Genomic DNA, 17,639 nt, shown 5'->3' with positions numbered 1-17,639 from the left:
ATCAAAATGAATAGGAATGAATATGGTCCCGGAGCGTGCGTCGTCGTCCGACGGAGGAAATGGCAACAATGAGCTCACGCCAGAGGAAGCAGAAGAAGCACGCAAGGACTTCCTCCTAAAGCGCTTCTGGATGAGCGCTCGAGGGTTCTGGGGTGCTGGCGGTGACGGTTTTGCGTGGGCGGCCTCTGTGGGGCTACTGGTCATGATTGGAATTAATGTCGGCTTTCAATACGGCATCAATGTCTGGAACCGCGGCCTTTTTGATGCCATTGAGCAGCGCAATGCACCTGATGTGTATTACCTTGCGTCACTTTTCCCCCCACTCGTTGTAGGCAGCGTGGCGCTTGTCACCGCACAGGTTTACGTTCGTATGCGGATCCAAAGGCGCTGGCGAACTTGGCTGACAAAGGGTTTGATCGGGCGTTGGCTGGCGAATGGGCGATACTACCAGTTGAACCTGATCGGTGGCGACCACCAAAATCCTGAAGCACGCATATCGGAAGATATGCGGATCGCGACCGAGGCTCCTGTCGATTTCACAGCTGGGGTGATTTCTGCGTTTGTATCAGCCTCAACATTCATCGTTGTTCTGTGGACGATTGGCGGTGCTCTGACATTGCCTATCGCGGGGTCGGTTGTCACCATTCCCGGGTTTCTTGTCATAGCGGCAGTCGTTTACGCCATCATCACATCAAGCTCGATCGCCGTGATCGGTCGGAATTTTGTTCGCGTTTCAGAAACCAAAAACCAAGTCGAGGCCGAGTTTCGTTACACATTAACGCGCGTTCGCGAGAACGGCGAGAGCATCGCTTTGCTGGACGGTGAAGAGGAAGAGCGCGAAGACCTCGATCGAAGATTTGCCAATGTCAGAAAACAATGGAGGCTATTGGCAAACCAGTACATGCGCACCACTGTCGTCTCCCATAGCTCGATGCTGATCGCACCAGTCGTCCCGGTTTTGCTCTGTGCGCCCAAGTTCCTCGACGGAAGCATGTCACTTGGACAGGTGATGCAGGCAGCATCCGCCTTTACCATTGTTCAGGGAGCATTTGGCTGGCTCGTTGACAACTATCCCCGACTTGCTGACTGGAACGCTTGCGCAAGGCGTGTCGCATCGTTGATGATGTCCTTGGACGGGCTGGAACAGGCCGAAAAGAGTGACGACGTCGGGCGTATCAAGCGTGGGGAGACGCAAGGCGCCACCATGCTCAGCCTCAACGATCTGTCTGTTTCACTCGGGGACGGAACAGCGGTGGTGAAGGAGACCGAAGTTCAAATCGAACCCGGCGAACGCGTATTGGTGGCCGGGGAGTCTGGGTCGGGTAAGAGCACTCTTGTTCGCGCCATTGCCGGGCTGTGGCCATGGGGTGGCGGAAGCGTCAATTTCCATCCCGATCACCACCTCTTCATGCTTCCGCAAAAACCCTATATCCCGACCGGCACGCTTCGTCGGGCCGTGTCCTATCCACGCCCGGCGGATAGCTGGACACCAGAAGACATCCATACCGCCCTTGAGAAAGTTGGGCTTGGTCAACTTACCGAGAAAATTGAAGATGACGCGCCATGGGACCACACGCTATCTGGCGGTGAAAAGCAGCGCCTTGCCTTTGCACGGCTCCTTCTCCACAAGCCAAACATCATCGTCTTAGACGAAGCAACATCGGCTCTCGATGAAAAGACCCAAGACATGATCATGGGCATGCTTATCGAGGAACTGCCGGACGCGACTATTCTCAGCGTCGCCCATCGCGTGGAGCTTGAAGCGTTTCATACTCGAAAGATCACGTTGGAAAAACGAGAAGGCGGTGCAAAACTCGTGAGCGATGTCGGGCTGATGCGGCGCCATCGAAAAGGCAACGCCCTGTCTCGTCTTATAAAGCGACCCGGCTCACGTAAGAAATCGGGCAGATCATCATGACGCATGGCTGAGCGGCTCATGAGGGAAACGTGCCGAAAGGGGGGGCTTTGAAGGAGCCGGTTTGTGTCTTGGTTGGCGGGTTCTCAACCGGTCCAAGCCCCTATCGGCTTGGAGCATTGCGACTGGTAGCACTTGGCATCGTCTTCGGTCTCCACCCAATGATTAAGCGTCTGCGACGAGATGCCCGGGCGAAACCTCGCGGAATTTTGGGGGAATGGTTTGGTAGTCGATGGGTCGTATCGGGCTTTTCAATTCGTCGGTCACTGACCCACCCTTGATCCTTCGGCGATCCGGGTCTGGCACGGGCACTGCGGACATCAGCCGTTTTGTGTAAGCGTGTTGAGGATTGCCGAAGACCGCCGCGCGTGGTCCGATCTCAACGATTTCACCTAGATACATGACCGCCACCCGGTGGCTAACGCGTTCAACCACGGCCATATCGTGGGAAATGAACAGGAAGGCGAGATCGAGGCTCTGCTGCAAATCCAGCATGAGATTGATGACCTGAGCCTTGATCGAAACATCGAGCGCCGAGACGCTCTCATCTGCCACAATAACCTTCGGTTGGAGCGCGAGCGCTCGAGCAATGCAGACGCGTTGACGCTGACCGCCGGAGAACTCGTGTGGATAGCGCTTGGCCATGTCAGGCGTCAGCCCAACCTTTACCAGCATATCAGCGACCACCTCTTTCGCCTGTTTCTTGTCGCCCATTTTATGCTCAAGGAACGGTTCAGCGATGGCAGCACCAACCGTCATGCGTGGATTGAGCGAAGCGAAGGGGTCCTGAAAAATCATCTGCACGGTTTTGCGCATCTCACGCATTTCCCGTTTGTCGAGCGTCAAAACCTCACGGCCATCGACCAATACAGAACCGCTTCCCGGCTCTATCAGCCGCATGATGGCACGTCCGGTTGTGGACTTGCCGCAGCCGGATTCACCGACCAGCGAGAGGGTTTCACCAGCATGGAGATCGAACGAGACATTCTCTACGGCATGTACCCGGCCCGACAGTTTTCCGAACAGGCCTGAATGAATATCGAAGTGCTTGGTGAGATTCTTTACCTGCAACACCGGTTGGCCCTTCGCCACCGTATCGCCGACCTCCACCGGAACATCGGATTCGCCCGTGGTGACGTTGACGACAGGAAAGCGGCGAGGTCGCTGGTAGTCCTGCATCGAGCCGAGCACCGGCACGGCGGAGAGCAACGCGCGCGTGTAAGGATGCTGGCCTCGATGGAAGATGTCCGTGGTCGCACCCGTTTCCACCTGTTCGCCCTGATACATGACGACGGTGCGATCGGCGATCTCCGCGACAACGCCCATGTCGTGGGTGATGAAGAGAACCGAGGTCCCCTCCTCTTCCTGTAATGTCTTGATGAGATCCAGAATCTGGCCCTGGATGGTGACGTCGAGTGCGGTCGTCGGCTCGTCGGCGATCAGCAACTTCGGCTTGGTGGCAAGCGCCATGGCGATCATCACGCGCTGGCGCATACCGCCGGAAAAACGGTGCGGATATTCATCGAAGCGCGAGGCGGCGGAGGGAATGCGAACCTTCTCGAGAATGCGGATGGTTTCCGCCCTCGCCTCATGTCTGCTCATCGGCGCGTGGCACAGCAGTGCCTCGGAAATCTGGTCGCCAATGGTGAAGAGCGGGTTGAGGCTTGTCATCGGCTCCTGAAAGATCATCGCGACTTCATTGCCACGCACCTTACGCATCTCGTGTTCCGGCAACGCTAGCAGATTGCGACCGCCGAGCATGACCTTGCCCTCAATACGGCTGGTATCGGGCTGCAACAGACGCATGATCGACAGCGACGTGACCGACTTGCCGGAGCCGCTTTCCCCCACGATCGCGACAGTCTCTCCGGGTGCAACCGTAAAGGAAATGTCGCGAACGACCGGCTTCCACGCGCCATCGACCATGAACGATGTCCGCAGCTTTTCGACCGATAAAACCGGTTCGGTGACTTGTGGCACAATAGGCATAGTCTGTGCGAGGTTGGTCACGATCATTCCCTTCATTCTTTATGCCGAAAGACATCTGTGCGATCTGCCCCATGGGCAGGCCGTCTGGATGAACCGTCTCAGTCCGGCCACTTCAACGCACCATCAAAACGATGACGGGACAAATTCTCGAATGGCGTCGCGATGATCTCGTTGGAGGCGCGCGCCTTGTCGAGTTCCTCCGCCAATCGCGATGCTACGATGGTTTCCTGCCCAGGATGCAGGTTGCAGGGGTCGAGGTAGAAATAGTGATGCTCGACTTCATGATCGCGCACGATGATCGGCTGCGGGCCTTGGCGCAGGGCTGCCGCCAGATCCCAAGCGGTGATGTGCGCTTCTTCCGGCGAGATGATCACGCGCATGCGATCCAGCGGGTTATTCGTCGGGTCAGGCTCGATCAGAGCGATAACACCGGGACGGTTGGCAAGTGTCTGCGCCCACAGGTTGAGATAGCTGGTCTCGCGCTCGCGGATGCCAACGTGATCCCGCTTTTCCCATGCTTCCAACGCCGCCATGACACCATAGATGCTTTCCTTGCCGACTTTCATGCCGCGGCCCACGCCCATGTTTTGCAGGAAGGCATTGCGGACGAGTTCTTTCTTGCCCGCGACGATGCCTGAAGTCGGGCCGCCGAGAAACTTGTGGCCAGAATACAGAACAATATCTGCACCCTGCTCAAGAAACAGCTTCAGGTCATATTCCGATGCCGCATCCACGATAACAGGCACACCCTTGGCATGGGCGATCTCGACGAACTCCTTGAGATTCAACAAGCCGTAATCAACGACATGATGAGAGACGACATAAACCGCTGCTGCCGTCCTATCGGTAATGGCGTTTTCCATGTGGTAGCGATGTGTCGATGTCGCCTGCCCGATCATCACCACCTTGCCGCCCGCAAGCCGAATGGACTGATCCACCGGTGCGCCGTAGCTGACCACATGGCCCATCTGAACCAGAACCTCGTTCTTGCCGGTCGATGTTTCGGGAAGCCGTTCGATGGCGAGGAGGTCTGGCCCGGTAATTGTTCCGGCGACGGCAAGGCTGATGCCCGACGAGCAGGAGGCGGTGACGAACCCGGCTTCGCCACCGGTCAGCCGCGCAATAATCGTGCTTGCCTTACGCTGCAAGTCGTTGATCTCAACGAATTGCGGCAAGATTGCCGCCATCGCCGCGACGGCTTCCGGCACCACGATGGAAGCTCCGAGGCTGGTCATTGTGCCGGATACGTTAATCACCGGCCGCAGGCCAAGCTTTGTGCGGATATCGTCAGACATTGTCATTCTCCAGTCTGCGAGCCGATGAACACGGCTCTGATTTCGGTTGCTCCGTGCACGCCTATGCCATAGTAATGCAATAGGTGTTTTAAGGCGCAGGAGCGTGGTTTTGGATTTGAAGGCATCATCGGAAACTTCCGAGGCGACATCGACGGTTGACGGTGATGGCAAAGCGCGCCGTTCGCGTGTCAGCGGCATCGACCGCGCCTTGCAGGTGATCGATTATCTGTATGAAACCGGTGCGCCCGCCGGAGCCTACGCCATTGCCAAGGCCGTGAAGGCTCCGCTTTCCACGGTCTATGTGATCATCGATGATCTGGTGGAAAAGAACATGCTTGCCCGAAATGCCGACGGCATGATCTGGCTCGGCGCACGGCTCTATCATTATGGCCTGGCTTACGCCCGTTCGCTGGACTTCATGAGTGTCGCCACCCACGAAATGCACGATCTTTGCCGCGAGGCTGGCGAAACCGTTCAGGTTTGTGGTCGTGACGCTGAGCACATGCTGGTGCTGGCCATGGCCGATGGTCCCAGCCATTTTCAGGTCGCCTCTCGTGTCGGCACCCGCGTCCCCCTCAACTGGACGGCATCCGGGCGTCTCCTTGTCGGCCATATGCCAGAGGCCGAGCGTATCGACTTGTTCAAGCGCGGTGCGCGCATTTCTCCCACCGGCCGTGCCACCATCGATGCCACGACGTTGTCTGACGCGGCGCGCAAGGCTTTTGAGGAGCGGCTGTCCATTCAGGCCGGTGAGTCCGATTATTCCGTGGCCTGCATCGCCTCGCCGATTGTCGATAACAAGGGAGATTGTGTCGCAACGATTTCCATCGTTCTTCCTGAACAGAAAGTGCTTGCCGACAAGTCCGGCTATGCCGACCGCGTCAAGGCGTCGGCCGCTCGGATCGAAAAGCTGATGGGATGGCGCGGCCACTAACTGTCTCCTCTGCCCTTAGCCGTGCAACGCCACAATGGCTTCGATCTCGACCGTAATATTGCCCGGAAGAGAACCGAAACCGACTGCGGAGCGCGCATGCTGGCCGGCTTCACCAAATACGGCATTGAAGAGATCGGAGCAGCCGTTGATGACCTGCGGATGGTCCAGAAAATCCGGCGCGGCATTGACCATGCCGAGCAGTTTCACGATGCGGCGAACGCGGGACAGATCGCCCAATGCATCATGCATGACGGCAAGCAGGTTAACGCCCGTCAGGCGCGCATCCGCATAGGCCTTTTCCGCCGAAACATTCGTTCCGACCTTACCAGTGTGCATGAAACCATCTGCCTCACGCGGGCCTTGGCCAGACAAGTACAGCATGTTGCCTTCGATAACATGCGTCACGAAATTGGCGATTGGTGGAGCTGGCGGCGGCAGTTCGATGCCGAGCGCAGCAAGTCGGTCATAGGGCGTGTCCGCCTTTGCTTCTGACTTGATCGGGGACTGGGTCACGCAAACTCCTGTGTCATGCGAAATTGTATGTTCATGTCTGGCAGCACTCAGCGGTAGGAATAACCATGGCTGTGACGAACCAGTTTCCGCGCGCGCGGAATGTAACGGCTGGCGATAGTCGCTTCTGCGCCAATGACGGCGTAACGCGGCTCGAACAATTGCTTCAGTTGCGAGACGTCACCATTGGAATCGGTCGCTTCGAGATCGGAGTCGATGACATCGAAAATCGTGAAATCGGCTCGCGCACCGACTGACAGGCGGTTTTGCATGTCAAGCTTGATGACTTCGGCGGGTGCATGGGTCACGGCGTTGACGACCTTGTCGAAGGGCATGCCGACAGACATCAGCTTGGACATGGTCGTCGCCAGATCCCAGACCGGAAAGTTCATGGAATGGCCGTGCAAATCGGTGGAGATGGAATGCGGCAGCAGACCGCGCGCTATCGCCGCTTCGGCCACCTTGAACGAGAAGGATGCGCCACCGTGGCCGATATCCAGCCGAACGCCTTCAGACGCGCAGCGTTCGGCAAGGTTGAACAGGTCGTCGTCTTCCATGATGGACGAACCCGCCTTACCGTTAAAGCAGTGGGTAACAACATCGCCGGGCCCCAGGATTTCCAACACTTCGTCGTACAGCGCAGGCGGCTCTCCAACATGCACCATCATCGGTATCTTCAGAATTTTGGCAATCTTCTTGCCCAGTTTAACCGGCGTCACGCCCCAAGAGCCTGTAATGACGTGGCTGGCACGCACCTTCAGACCAACGATGTGTTCGCTGTTTTCTGCGTAGCATTCGAGAATACGATCAAGGTCGATATCTCTGATATCGCGCAATTCCGCGACACGATTGCAGGCAACCAGACCAATGGAGCCAAGGTTGAGGAATGCCTTGATGCGTTCCTTGGAAGGCTCGATGATATATTCGCGGAAGCCGTGGAAATTGGCTTCACCCGCAGATCCTGCATCGACCAATGTGGTGACGCCACGTTCCGCACCGCATTCCGAAGGGCGGATCGAGATATCCGTGCCGCCGTGCCAGATGTGGACGTGCAAATCCACCCAGCCGGGGGAAATCCATGCGCCCTTGCCGTCAATACGTGTGGCATCTGCGGGAGCAGCGATAGACTGACCGATAGCGGCAATCTTGCCGTCACCGCCGACGAGAATATCGGTCGTGCCAGTCTGTGCAGTGTCGCCAAAAGCCATTGGCTTGACGTTGGTAAGGAGGAGCGGTTTCGCGTTTTCCCCGGTCATATTACAAATCCCTTCGCAGTCTTGGATCGAGCATGTCCCGCAAACCATCGCCGACCATTTGCAGCGACAGCACGGAAAGAATAATGGCAAAGCCGGGAAAATAGGTCATCCAGTCGGCCTGCCCGATATATTGGCGACCGCTGGCGATCATTGTTCCCCAGGTTGGAATTTCTGGGCTGACGCCAAGCCCAAGAAAGGAAAGCCCCGCCTCCGCCAGCATGGCGCTAGCGAACAGGAAAGTTGCCTGAACGAGAATCGGCGAGAGCAAATTGCGCAAGACGTGCCGTGTCATGATATGCAGGGTGGATATGCCGAGCGCTTGCGCAGCTTCCACGTAAGGCAGTTCGCGGATCACCAACGTTGAGGCGCGGACGATACGGGCAAGACGTGGCGAATAAACAATCGACAGCGCGATGATGACGGTGGTGAGCGAAGGCCCAAGGGCCGCCACCAGCGCGATCGCGAGAAGAATATCGGGAAACGCCATCATTGCATCGATCAGACGGGCAATCGGCGTGTCGAGTTTCTGGAAGAAACCGGCCAGAAGCCCCAGCGTGACGCCGATGGCCGCCGACAATACGACGACGGACGCACCAATCAGCAACGACAACCGCGCTGAATAGATGGTTCGCGAAAAAACGTCGCGACCAAACTCGTCGGTGCCGAACCAGAAGATGTCGCTTGGCGGCTTCAGCCGGTTGACGATGGATAGCTTGGACGGCGAATAAGGCGCAATCCAGGGTGCTAGCGCAGCCAGCAGAACGAAAATGACCAGAATGATGAGGCCGAAAGCCACTGTCTTGCGCTTCAGAAACCGCCGCAGGAACTTGGAGCCATCGCTCGCGGCGGGTTTTGGTGTAGTTGCTGCCATATCGACCATCCGTCGCGCCCCCTTAATAACGCACACGCGGATCGATCGCCAAATACAGCATATCGATTGCGAAATTGATGAGGACGTAGAGCGCCGCAATGACCAGCAGGGCTCCTTGAATAACCGGATAATCCCGCCGCAGTACGGCAGACACGACCAGACTGCCGACACCCGGTAGGCCAAACACGGTTTCGGTGACGACGGCGCCTGAGATCAGCACGGCAGCGGTGAGCCCGACGACAGTCAGGATCGGGATCAGCGCGTTTTTCAAAGCATGTTTTAGGATGACACGACGTTCGACCAGACCTTTGGCGCGCGCAGTGCGAATATAGTCGTCGCCCAGGACATCCAGCATGGAAGCACGCGTAAAACGCAGGATAAGGGCGGACGAGACGACGCCGAGCGCAAAAGCTGGAAGCGTCAGATGATACATGCGCTCCATGAAGCTTGAACCCGGCCCGCCATAACCGGACACGGGAAACAGGTTCAGTCGCACCGCAAAGAACTGCATGAGGATGAGGCCGAGCCAGAAGCTGGGAATGCTGGCCGCCAGCATGGCAACCGTCGTTGCCGCCTGATCAATAAAAGAGCCACGTCGATAAGCCGCATAAATGCCGATGGGCAGCGCGATAACGCTGGCGATCAGGAGTGAAAACAGCGTCAGGAAGAATGTGGGTTCAGCCCGCGCCATGAGAGCGGATGTCACCGGCATGTTGAGGAATATGGACTGGCCAAGATCACCCTTCAGCATTTGGCCGATATAGATCAGATATTGCACGATAAGGGACTGATCCAGCCCCAGCCGCATGCGCAGATCGGCAATGTCCTGAGCGGACGCATCCGGACCCAGCATGACGGCAGCAGGATCACCCGGCGTGACGCGCACGATGACGAAAACGATGGTCACGACGAGAAACATCACGACGATCATGCCGAACAGGCGCTGGAGAATATAACGGATCATATACGTCTCTCTTCATGCTCCAAGACAGAAACATTTTCGAAACCGGAGCCGCCGCTTAGCGGCATCCGGACGATCGAAAAAAAGCGTCACTTCTTGATAGAAGCATTCCAGAAATACGGCCATGGAGCGGGGACCACGCCCTCGACCTTCTTGGCTTTGGCAGTCAGGCCGTTGAAATCGCCGATCTTCATGTAGGGGATTTCTGCATACATGGCCTTTTGAACATCGGCCCATAGAGCGATCCGCTTTTGCGGATCGGATTCGGCGGAAAATGCCTCGACGGTTTGCTTGCGCAGCGGTGTATCCCACCAGCCGGGCGATGACGGCGCAAGCGATCCGATCAGCGCAGGCTCCGGCAGGAAGGGACTGTGGGTGATATAAATGTCCCAAAGGCCCTTGTCTGCGCGCCGCTGCGTGAGCGTTGCCCAATCCACGACCTGCATATCCACCTTGAAACCGGCGAGTTTCAGATATTCGGCTGCGACCTGCGCCATCTTGTAATGGAATTCATACTGACGGCTCGTCAGAATACGGATGGGCTTTTCGCCGTCATAACCGGCAGCTTTCGCCGCCGCCGCCGCACCTTCAGGGTCAGCCAGATTGTAACTGCCTTCAACACCGGCGTCTGTGTTCCAGACGAAATTCTTCGGATAGATATCACCATCCAGCGCGTAGAAATCCGTGCTGCCGAAGGCCGCAGCCATCATGTCTTCCATGCTCAGCGCCTGGCGGATCGCCTTGCGCATGGCGACATCCTTGGCAACACCTTCTGCCGTGTTGAACACGAAAACAGGATAGCCGAAGGGCTTGAGAACAACCGGTTCAGTGACGGTAGACGACTTTATCTTGTCGAAGGATTCGACCGGGAGACTATCGATGTAATCGTACTGGCCAGAGACTGCCGCTTCTATACGGGTATTGGCGTCCGGCACGGGTACGAAACGGATTTCATCGAGATATTGATGACGTGCACCACCGTAGCCGTTGCTTTCGCCAGACCGGGGTGTGTAACCATCGAAACGCACAAGCTGGATATACTGGTCGGCCTTTCGCTCTTTAAGCATATAAGGACCCGTGCCGATGAACTCCTTCATCGGCTCATCTTGTTTTTCGGCTGGCAGAATGATCGCAGCGGAATTGTTGAAGGCCAACAACGAGACGAGTGGCGCATAGGGCTGTTTTAAAGAGATTGTCACCGTCGAAGGATCGGTCGCCGCGATCTTGTCGATGAAGGAAGCTGCTTGCTTACCGCGTGATGCCACCTTGATCCAGCGGTTCAGCGAGGCCACGACATCGTCAGATGCCATCTCGGAACCATCATGGAACTTGATGCCGGAGCGCAGCTTGATCGTATAAATTTTGCCATCCGCACTGATCTCAGGCAGGCTTTCGGCAAGCAGAGGCGTCGTCTTCCAGTCCTTATCGAACGTGTAAAGCGTCTCGAAAATATGCTGCGTAACGATGCCGACCAAATCCGCAGTCGATGCCATCGGATCGAGTGTCGGCGGCTCGCCAATCGTCGCAACATTGATCACGCCACCTTTGTCTTGAGCGGAAAGAAGCGAAGGTGCAGCGACAAGGGCGGAGGCAATAAGAAGTGCTAGCTTGAGTTTCATGCAGAGCTCCCGTTTTTGTTTGTTCCATTATTATGTTATTTAGATTGTTATAACAGAATAACCGAAAGCGGTGAGGTGTCAATTAGGATGACTCGCCTCTGGACACGAAATCTCATCAAGCGATGAATTGCCAACGACAACCGCGTCTCGCCTGAATGAAATTTCCTAGGCGATCCTGACCATGCGTGAGGGCGCACCAAAGGTGGGCTGAAATTCCAACTCCACGCTATCGTGGTCGGTTACCAACGACCTGAAATCTTGGTCTCAATTTAGGAATAAGAATGCAATTTCAGAAGTTTAGCGTGCTTTTTTCTTTCAATCTCTCAAGAAAAAAGAGATTTCTGCCGCCAAGGGCTCTGGGCTGAATGGTCTCGAGATGGGTCAGGCGAAACGCAGAATAGGTTCGATACGCCGAGTGAAGCCGACCTTTTAAGGCAAGCACAAATAATCATCCCAGCGCACTTATCTTCTTCTGAGACCACCTCTGATCGAAGAAATCTCCGACCTCCTTCAGCGTCCCTATTAAAAGCCGTTGGATGCGGAGACTTTATTGCTCTTATTTATAAGAAGCTATTGGGCAGTGAAGAAAGTGAGCAGGACTTTGCCCTTTTCTCCGATGAGACAAACGAAACGGTCGGGCTTGCCTGTCTGTCCACCGCGAGCAATGTAAGCTTCGCCCATAATCACAGTTTTTACAGATACGTTTTCGACTTTCGTGTCTGCGGCGCTGACAGCGAGAGTTTCCATATCAAAAACGAGGTCCGTAATCTCCGGGGATGTCTGTTTGAGCGCGATAAGGCCGGTGGATTGGCAAGCAGTTGCCGCAGTATCGTTGTTGGTTTGCGCCTGAGTGATAGACGAAGTCAAGGCGACCGTACTCGTAACAAATAGTAGCAAAGCTGTTTTCATATCTTGTTCCCCTGAACGTCAATGCTGTTTCTCAAACTGAAGCGCTTGGCAGGCCAATCGGTTCCGTCCGTCTGTGAATGACGTCTGCATTGTCTTGACGGATGCTTGACGGCGAAGATCGACATTGACCTCGCGGTGGAGTCAGCAAAGCGCGGCGCTAGCCCAGGCTGTTGATTGTCACTGAGAACTGACCCAGTAGCACAAGATCGGGAATGCGGACGAAAACTTGGACCACCAGGAGGTAGTTCATGTATTCCTATGTAGACAGACTTCGAGCAGTCATGCTCTATATCAAGCTCGGCAAGCGGGTTCCTCAGCATCTTGATGGAAGTACGATAGCTTTACGTCGAGAGCATTCAATAGGATTGTTGATTTAAATGCACCGCAACACCATCTCTGCGAAATGCCGAAGCGTGAAAAAAATGACATTGAACTGATCAGGACCTGGACCTTGCCGGCCGATGTCACGATGGGGTCAGCCGTTCGTGCAAAGGGCGTCCTTCAGGCAATACAGGCAAGGCTGCCTGCCATTTCAAAAAAATCGATCTCACTGGAAGGCGTCGATCTGATACTCGCGATGGCGGCTAGCGAAAAGACTGCCTTCAATGCTGCGGCGGCCATCGTGACGAAAGTGGTGACGGAGGCCGGAGCACTGCCGGTCATTCCGCGCGAAATCGAGGACATCCTCACCATCAAGACCAGCGAGCGACATCGTTGGCTCGCCGACGGCCGCCTGCCGAGCGCTGGCACGAGAACCGTCAGACTGAACGGACGTGCACGTCAGATCACGTTCCATGTTTTCGACCCCAAGGTGGTGGAAGATCTTCTCGACAAAGGAGCTGTGGAAGAATGGCGGGTGGAGGACGCCGAGGCGAAATCCGAAAAGAGGCAGCGTGCTGCATATCAGGCGAAACTGACACGCTCTCTCAAGAAGGAGGCTGCAAAGCGGTCCAAGACGTCAAAAGACAACGCCAATGATATGGCTCCCAAGCTTGGCGGCTGGGAAGATTTCGACGTCGACGGACTGCTTCGTTAAGCTTGTTTCCTAAGAAGGGTCGGCCACAAACGGGTGTGGTTGGGTCACGCTGGAAGCTGCTCGCGAATATGTTTGCCTTTTGCAACGCGGGCAGCACCTGCAGAATGATTTAGCCGACGGTCATCCGCCGCAAGACATTTGTCTTCCAGTAGAACTGGTGAACGAGCGCTCCAAGCACGTGGCCCGCGATCAGTATCCACAGGATGACTTTCAAGACATCGGCATGGAAAGAACCTGCCCCCGAAAATCCGAGATAATAGGCGGCCATGCCCGTCAGCGGCATGCCAATCAACAGGGCATAAAGCGCGACGTGCGCGGCTTTGGCTGCCAACCGGAAGATCGCGGGCTCCTGGGGCGGCGATGCTGGAACGCCTTGGCGGAAGCGGAGAACAAGACGAAGCACAACCAGAACCAAGATGGCGATACCGACATAGGCATGAATGTTGGCGCTTGCGATTTGTTCTGCCGTCGCAGAACCGGTCCGCCTGATGCTTCGGTGCCATTCGGTCATGCCATCAGGAAGAAGCAGATTGAAGATCACCAGCGCAGCCGTGAGCCAATGCAGTATGCGTTGAGGGAGTGAAAATGAAAGGGGAGCGGATATGGTCAATGACAAACCTTTCAACCCGTCGAGAGGGGTCTCAGGGATCTGCTTGCAAATATCCCCGAGACGTATGCTTGATTTCTAATTGGTCGGTGGACCTACTTCGTTACCGTCAACATGGCGTGCATACCCGCCTGGTAGTGGCCCTTGATGTTGCAGAGAAGAACGTAAGACCCCGGTGCAAGCTTGGCCTTCAGTGTGCCATCGGCACCCGGCTTCAGTTCGGCAACTTCGCCCATGCTGTTGAGCGTCTTTTCATCGACACGATCCTTGCCCTTGACGACAGCGATTGCCTGATCCGCTGACTTCAGCTTCACAAGCACCATTTCGTGCTCTTCGGTCATCGCGTCATTGTGGACAAGAAACGTCGTCTCGCCGGACTTTATGGTCGACTGATCCAGTGTCAGGGTCATCGGTCCACCACCCTCGCCTCCTTCGACAACCTTGACCGTGGAGGCGGCAAAAGCAGGCACGGCTACGAAGATGAGAGCAAATGCGGTGAGTGTGGTTCGGACGTTGAACATCGATTTTACCTTTTGATTGTGGACGTGTGGCACTTACTGGAGGTTGATTCTGACAGCTACCTGAACGCACGCATCAAAGTTGGCGCCCTGGCTGGAGAAACAAAAAAGTGGACCTTTGCATCAACCCCAGCCGCTACCCGCGTCGCTGGTCTTCATCGGCCGTCGCGCCAAAACGCCACTGGTCGTAGTAGTGCACAGCAGTATCTTGAGCGGAGCGCAGCACTGCGGGATTTTGCCAGACCATGAGGCCGCCTATAATCAGAGCCGCGACTAATGCAACGCCGATTAGCTTGCGCACCACGAACATCACCAACCAGATCGCGATGACGACAACAATTGCCATCACCCAAATGGAATAAAAGTCTTCAGGGATATAGATCTTAAAGGTTTCCATATGTGCTTATAGAGGGAGTGTTTTGACCGAACAAAGGCAACTCCGACGTCGATTACGTTTCGCCTCTAAAACCGCCAGTATTTTAGCCTTGAACTGATTTCTGCTGACGCCGGTTCGTTTAAGCAAGAACGCTTTCGGCCAACAACAGACGCCGCACTCCACTTGCAGTTGATCGGATACGAATGATCGACCCAGTCGTGTCGCTGTTGAGCATACGGCGGCGGTCGTCGTCGGAGAGATCATCCTATGCGCCAACGTGAACCCGCACAACAAGAGAGTCTCGGAAAATAATCAATTGAACCTCGACGAACCAAAGTGGTTCAAAGATATTCGAGATGAACAAGAGAGGACCTTTTCATGACCGCATTCACGATCCGCGTCCCGGACGAGGTGGCCGACCGTCTAAACGAGATTGCTCAAAAGCTCGACCGTTCCCGCTCTTACATGGCAGCACAGGCCATTGAAGATTTTGTTTCACGCGAAGAATGGCAGCTTGCAGAAATTGAAGCCGGAATTGCCGAGGCCGACCGAGGCGAATTTGCCAGTGATGAAGATGTGGCACGCGTAGTCGGTAAATATGTCAAGACGACTGCTCAGTCATGAAGCAGAAGCGCATTCGCTGGACCGTGCGGGCGTTGCAGCGTCTTGACGAAATCGGTGCGTACATTGCGCATGACGACCCAGATGCCGCTGCGCGGGTTGTAGCGTGCGTCGATACGTTGGCAGAGTTGCCGAACGCTGGTCGCATCGGTCGCATCACCGGCACGCGGGAAGTTGTATTGTCCGACATTCCCTACATCATCCCTTATCGGGTTCGCCAATATATCGAGATCATTACGGTGATGCACGCCTCTCAGAAATGGACAAAAAGGCTGTAGTTACAGTACGTCGCGGGGATAAAACATCAGCGGCAGGGAATCTGCCGTCGCCTTTGAACGGTAACGAACCGTCGACATATTTACCAAAGGCGGGCAGTCATGGCTCATGGATTTCCTTTCGGACGGTTACGCTTGACGCACAGCTTCATCCGACGATCTTGAGCTGACAAAAGCCCCTTCCAAATACAACACTTGTGATTGCCATCTGCGGGAAAAAGCGCATACTCAATGTCGCTCAGTGACTTTCCTTCGAAAGTTGCTCGTAGCCATTCGTCAGGATTGCCACATGAAAGTGCAGGAGATGACGACGCCTGAGTGCCAGGCTATACTTGAAGCCAACAGTACCGGTCATCTGGGCTGCATAGCAGCCGGCAAGCCGTACGTTGTGCCTATCCACTACAGTTACCGCGGCGGTACGCTTTACGCTTTCTCGATGCCGGGCAAGAAGATCGAAAGCCTGCGAGCCGACCCACATGTGTGCATTCAACTCGACCAAATCGAGACAACGCAGGACTGGCACAGCGTTTTGGTTGAGGGACTGTTCCAAGAGTTACCCGATGATGAGACGGGGCATACGGAGCACATGTATGCCTGGTCGCTTTTGCAAAAGAAGAACGACTGGTGGGAGCCTGGCGCTTACAAGCCAGGTGAGACAAATATCTCAAGCACCCCTTCACTTCCGATATTCTTCAGCGTTCAAATCGAAAGTTTATCGGGGCGTCGGGCGATCAGCGACTAGATAACCAAGCGCTTGCTCAGTATGATTATCATTCCAGGCAGAGGATGAGTTCTCACCGAACAATCTGTTCGGCTACCTTAAATGGGCTGGCCACAACGGCGCCTGCGGCTTGGAACACCAACGCTCCAACATTTCCACCTCCGCGGTTTTGCGCTTCCGCCCTCCGCAGCTCTCCACTAAACCGTGCCAGCGCGGCGTAGCGATCATGTCCGAGACCGTCAGACGACTCAACTGAACCTACGTCAATTATGTTGACATGGTGAGCAATCGCCGCATCTCGTACCAGCGGATCATTGATATCCAAACGACCTATGCGGGGTCGCTCGCCGCCGATCACGCTGGATATTGTCAACGCCCCGTCGGTCTTTGACACAAGAAGGGTAATCGGTGACTTCAGGCGTCCGAGATCGCGCAACTGAGACCTGAACACGTCAACGTCTATGTCAGGGGCGGCAAGGACGATCTGCAGCTTTTCCATAACGTCACGTCTGCCTTGAAGTTTAAGCTGCGCTGCGGCCTCCATGGACAGGAAGCCGCCCATGCTGTGGCCGAACAAAACAATACGTTTGACTCTGCGGTCTGTTGCTAGCGCCCCAATGATGCGTTCAAGCTCTCCACGCGAATAAAGAGCCGCGTCCCTGTCCGTCACGTAACCGGTATAGCTGGCCGCCGAGGGCCAGGAAAAAAGAATTGGCGGGCTTAATGTGTCCGCGTCGGCCGCCATCTGCGCTGTTCTAAAGAGCGCCTCCTGGTAGCTGTAGTTGTAACCATGAACGAAGACCGCAACAGTTCCGTCGAAATTCGCCGAACTCGTCGCGTCTTCGACAAGTTCCTTCTCCGAAAGTTTCTCACGTGCCGTGACCACAAATTCGCGACGGGGATCGGGATTTTTTGACGGGTAGACAATGGCGGTGGACTTGCGCTCCGAAGGCACGGAGAACCTGTATTTTTCGTAGGTGAGTTTCGCTGCCCAACGGCTTCCAAACCCCTTTCCGTCACTGTCCTGGTTACGGTTCGTGATCGCGAGCAGTGTAATCTTGCCGCTTTCGTTTTGGACGAGACTGATAGGCTGGAGAACAGATGATGGCGGCCGCGAAGCGCACGAGGTCGCGGCTGTCAGAAGTACGAGCATTAGAACAGTGAACCGGCCGCAGCCAAGCTTGATGTATTTGACACTCATAGACCACGCGCCTCGTTTACGAAAA

Annotated in this window: 18 protein-coding genes; 6 read left to right on the top strand and 12 right to left on the bottom strand. The window is 55.5% G+C overall.

Annotated features, from left to right (window positions below; genetic code table 11):
* Nucleotides 1–16 precede the first annotated feature (16 nt).
* On the top strand, nt 17–1,918 hold the full coding sequence (locus RMR16_RS23245; protein ID WP_320197966.1) for an ABC transporter ATP-binding protein/permease: 1,902 nt from the start codon (nt 17–19) through the stop codon (nt 1,916–1,918).
* A 162-nt stretch (nt 1,919–2,080) separates the two neighbouring features.
* On the opposite strand, the gene RMR16_RS23240 is transcribed toward RMR16_RS23245, so the two are convergent.
* Both RMR16_RS23240 and RMR16_RS23235 read right to left on the bottom strand, forming a co-directional pair.
* Entirely contained in the window at nt 2,081–3,904 is a 1,824-nt protein-coding gene (locus RMR16_RS23240) for an ABC transporter ATP-binding protein (RefSeq protein ID WP_320198019.1), read from the bottom strand.
* A gap of 98 nt (nt 3,905–4,002) precedes the next feature.
* On the bottom strand, nt 4,003–5,199 hold the full coding sequence (locus RMR16_RS23235; RefSeq protein WP_320197965.1) for an aminotransferase class V-fold PLP-dependent enzyme: 1,197 nt from the start codon (nt 5,197–5,199) through the stop codon (nt 4,003–4,005).
* Between the two features lie 115 nt (nt 5,200–5,314).
* On the opposite strand from RMR16_RS23235, the gene RMR16_RS23230 reads away from it, so the two are divergent.
* Complete coding sequence (locus RMR16_RS23230) at nt 5,315–6,133, top strand: IclR family transcriptional regulator (protein WP_320198018.1); 819 nt, start codon at nt 5,315–5,317, stop codon at nt 6,131–6,133.
* 15 nt (nt 6,134–6,148) lie between these two features.
* On the opposite strand, the gene RMR16_RS23225 is transcribed toward RMR16_RS23230, so the two are convergent.
* The 6 genes from RMR16_RS23225 to RMR16_RS23200 form a co-directional block, all read right to left on the bottom strand.
* Nucleotides 6,149–6,646 carry a RidA family protein gene (locus tag RMR16_RS23225; protein WP_320197964.1) on the bottom strand — a complete coding sequence of 166 codons (498 nt, stop codon included), beginning with the start codon at nt 6,644–6,646 and terminating at the stop codon, nt 6,149–6,151.
* 47 nt (nt 6,647–6,693) lie between these two features.
* Nucleotides 6,694–7,899, bottom strand: a complete 1,206-nt coding sequence (locus tag RMR16_RS23220) for an amidohydrolase/deacetylase family metallohydrolase (protein ID WP_320197963.1) — start codon at nt 7,897–7,899, stop codon at nt 6,694–6,696.
* Between the two features lies 1 nt (nt 7,900).
* Complete coding sequence (locus RMR16_RS23215; protein ID WP_413785934.1) at nt 7,901–8,770, bottom strand: ABC transporter permease; 870 nt, start codon at nt 8,768–8,770, stop codon at nt 7,901–7,903.
* 22 nt (nt 8,771–8,792) lie between these two features.
* Nucleotides 8,793–9,734 carry an ABC transporter permease gene (locus RMR16_RS23210; protein ID WP_320197961.1) on the bottom strand — a complete coding sequence of 314 codons (942 nt, stop codon included), beginning with the start codon at nt 9,732–9,734 and terminating at the stop codon, nt 8,793–8,795.
* An 86-nt stretch (nt 9,735–9,820) separates the two neighbouring features.
* A complete protein-coding gene (locus tag RMR16_RS23205) occupies nt 9,821–11,350 on the bottom strand; it encodes an ABC transporter substrate-binding protein (RefSeq protein WP_320197960.1) in 1,530 nt (509 codons plus the stop codon).
* A gap of 570 nt (nt 11,351–11,920) precedes the next feature.
* A complete protein-coding gene (locus RMR16_RS23200) occupies nt 11,921–12,259 on the bottom strand; it encodes a hypothetical protein (protein WP_320197959.1) in 339 nt (112 codons plus the stop codon).
* Between the two features lie 403 nt (nt 12,260–12,662).
* Between RMR16_RS23200 and RMR16_RS23195 the strand changes: the two genes are divergently transcribed.
* Nucleotides 12,663–13,295, top strand: a complete 633-nt coding sequence (locus tag RMR16_RS23195; RefSeq protein WP_320197958.1) for a hypothetical protein — start codon at nt 12,663–12,665, stop codon at nt 13,293–13,295.
* 109 nt (nt 13,296–13,404) lie between these two features.
* Here the strand turns inward: RMR16_RS23195 and RMR16_RS23190 are convergent, their stop codons facing one another.
* The 3 genes from RMR16_RS23190 to RMR16_RS23180 all read right to left on the bottom strand — a co-directional run bounded on the left by RMR16_RS23190 (nt 13,405) and on the right by RMR16_RS23180 (nt 14,817).
* The gene (locus tag RMR16_RS23190) at nt 13,405–13,905 is read right to left on the bottom strand and encodes a cytochrome b (protein WP_320197957.1); all 501 of its coding nucleotides are present in this window, start codon (nt 13,903–13,905) and stop codon (nt 13,405–13,407) included.
* Between the two features lie 92 nt (nt 13,906–13,997).
* Nucleotides 13,998–14,423: a plastocyanin/azurin family copper-binding protein gene (locus RMR16_RS23185; RefSeq protein ID WP_320197956.1), complete on the bottom strand. Its 426-nt coding sequence runs from the start codon at nt 14,421–14,423 to the stop codon at nt 13,998–14,000.
* A 133-nt stretch (nt 14,424–14,556) separates the two neighbouring features.
* Nucleotides 14,557–14,817: a hypothetical protein gene (locus RMR16_RS23180; RefSeq protein WP_320197955.1), complete on the bottom strand. Its 261-nt coding sequence runs from the start codon at nt 14,815–14,817 to the stop codon at nt 14,557–14,559.
* 357 nt (nt 14,818–15,174) lie between these two features.
* Between RMR16_RS23180 and RMR16_RS23175 the strand changes: the two genes are divergently transcribed.
* The 3 genes from RMR16_RS23175 (at nt 15,175) to RMR16_RS23165 (ending at nt 16,434) form a co-directional block, all read left to right on the top strand.
* Entirely contained in the window at nt 15,175–15,420 is a 246-nt protein-coding gene (locus RMR16_RS23175; protein WP_320197954.1) for a CopG family ribbon-helix-helix protein, read from the top strand.
* Nucleotides 15,417–15,695, top strand: a complete 279-nt coding sequence (locus RMR16_RS23170) for a type II toxin-antitoxin system RelE/ParE family toxin (RefSeq protein ID WP_320197953.1) — start codon at nt 15,417–15,419, stop codon at nt 15,693–15,695. Before RMR16_RS23175 ends, RMR16_RS23170 begins: the two co-directional genes overlap by 4 nt.
* A gap of 286 nt (nt 15,696–15,981) precedes the next feature.
* Complete coding sequence (locus RMR16_RS23165; protein ID WP_320197952.1) at nt 15,982–16,434, top strand: pyridoxamine 5'-phosphate oxidase family protein; 453 nt, start codon at nt 15,982–15,984, stop codon at nt 16,432–16,434.
* Nucleotides 16,435–16,486: 52 nt separating this feature from the next.
* Here RMR16_RS23165 and RMR16_RS23160 read toward each other — a convergent pair whose 3' ends face one another.
* A complete protein-coding gene (locus RMR16_RS23160; protein ID WP_320197951.1) occupies nt 16,487–17,614 on the bottom strand; it encodes an alpha/beta hydrolase in 1,128 nt (375 codons plus the stop codon).
* Nucleotides 17,615–17,639 lie beyond the last annotated feature (25 nt).

This window comes from Agrobacterium sp. rho-13.3, from assembly GCF_033957765.2.
Classification (GTDB): domain Bacteria; phylum Pseudomonadota; class Alphaproteobacteria; order Rhizobiales; family Rhizobiaceae; genus Agrobacterium.
This window is presented reverse-complemented; position numbering and strand designations above follow the sequence as displayed.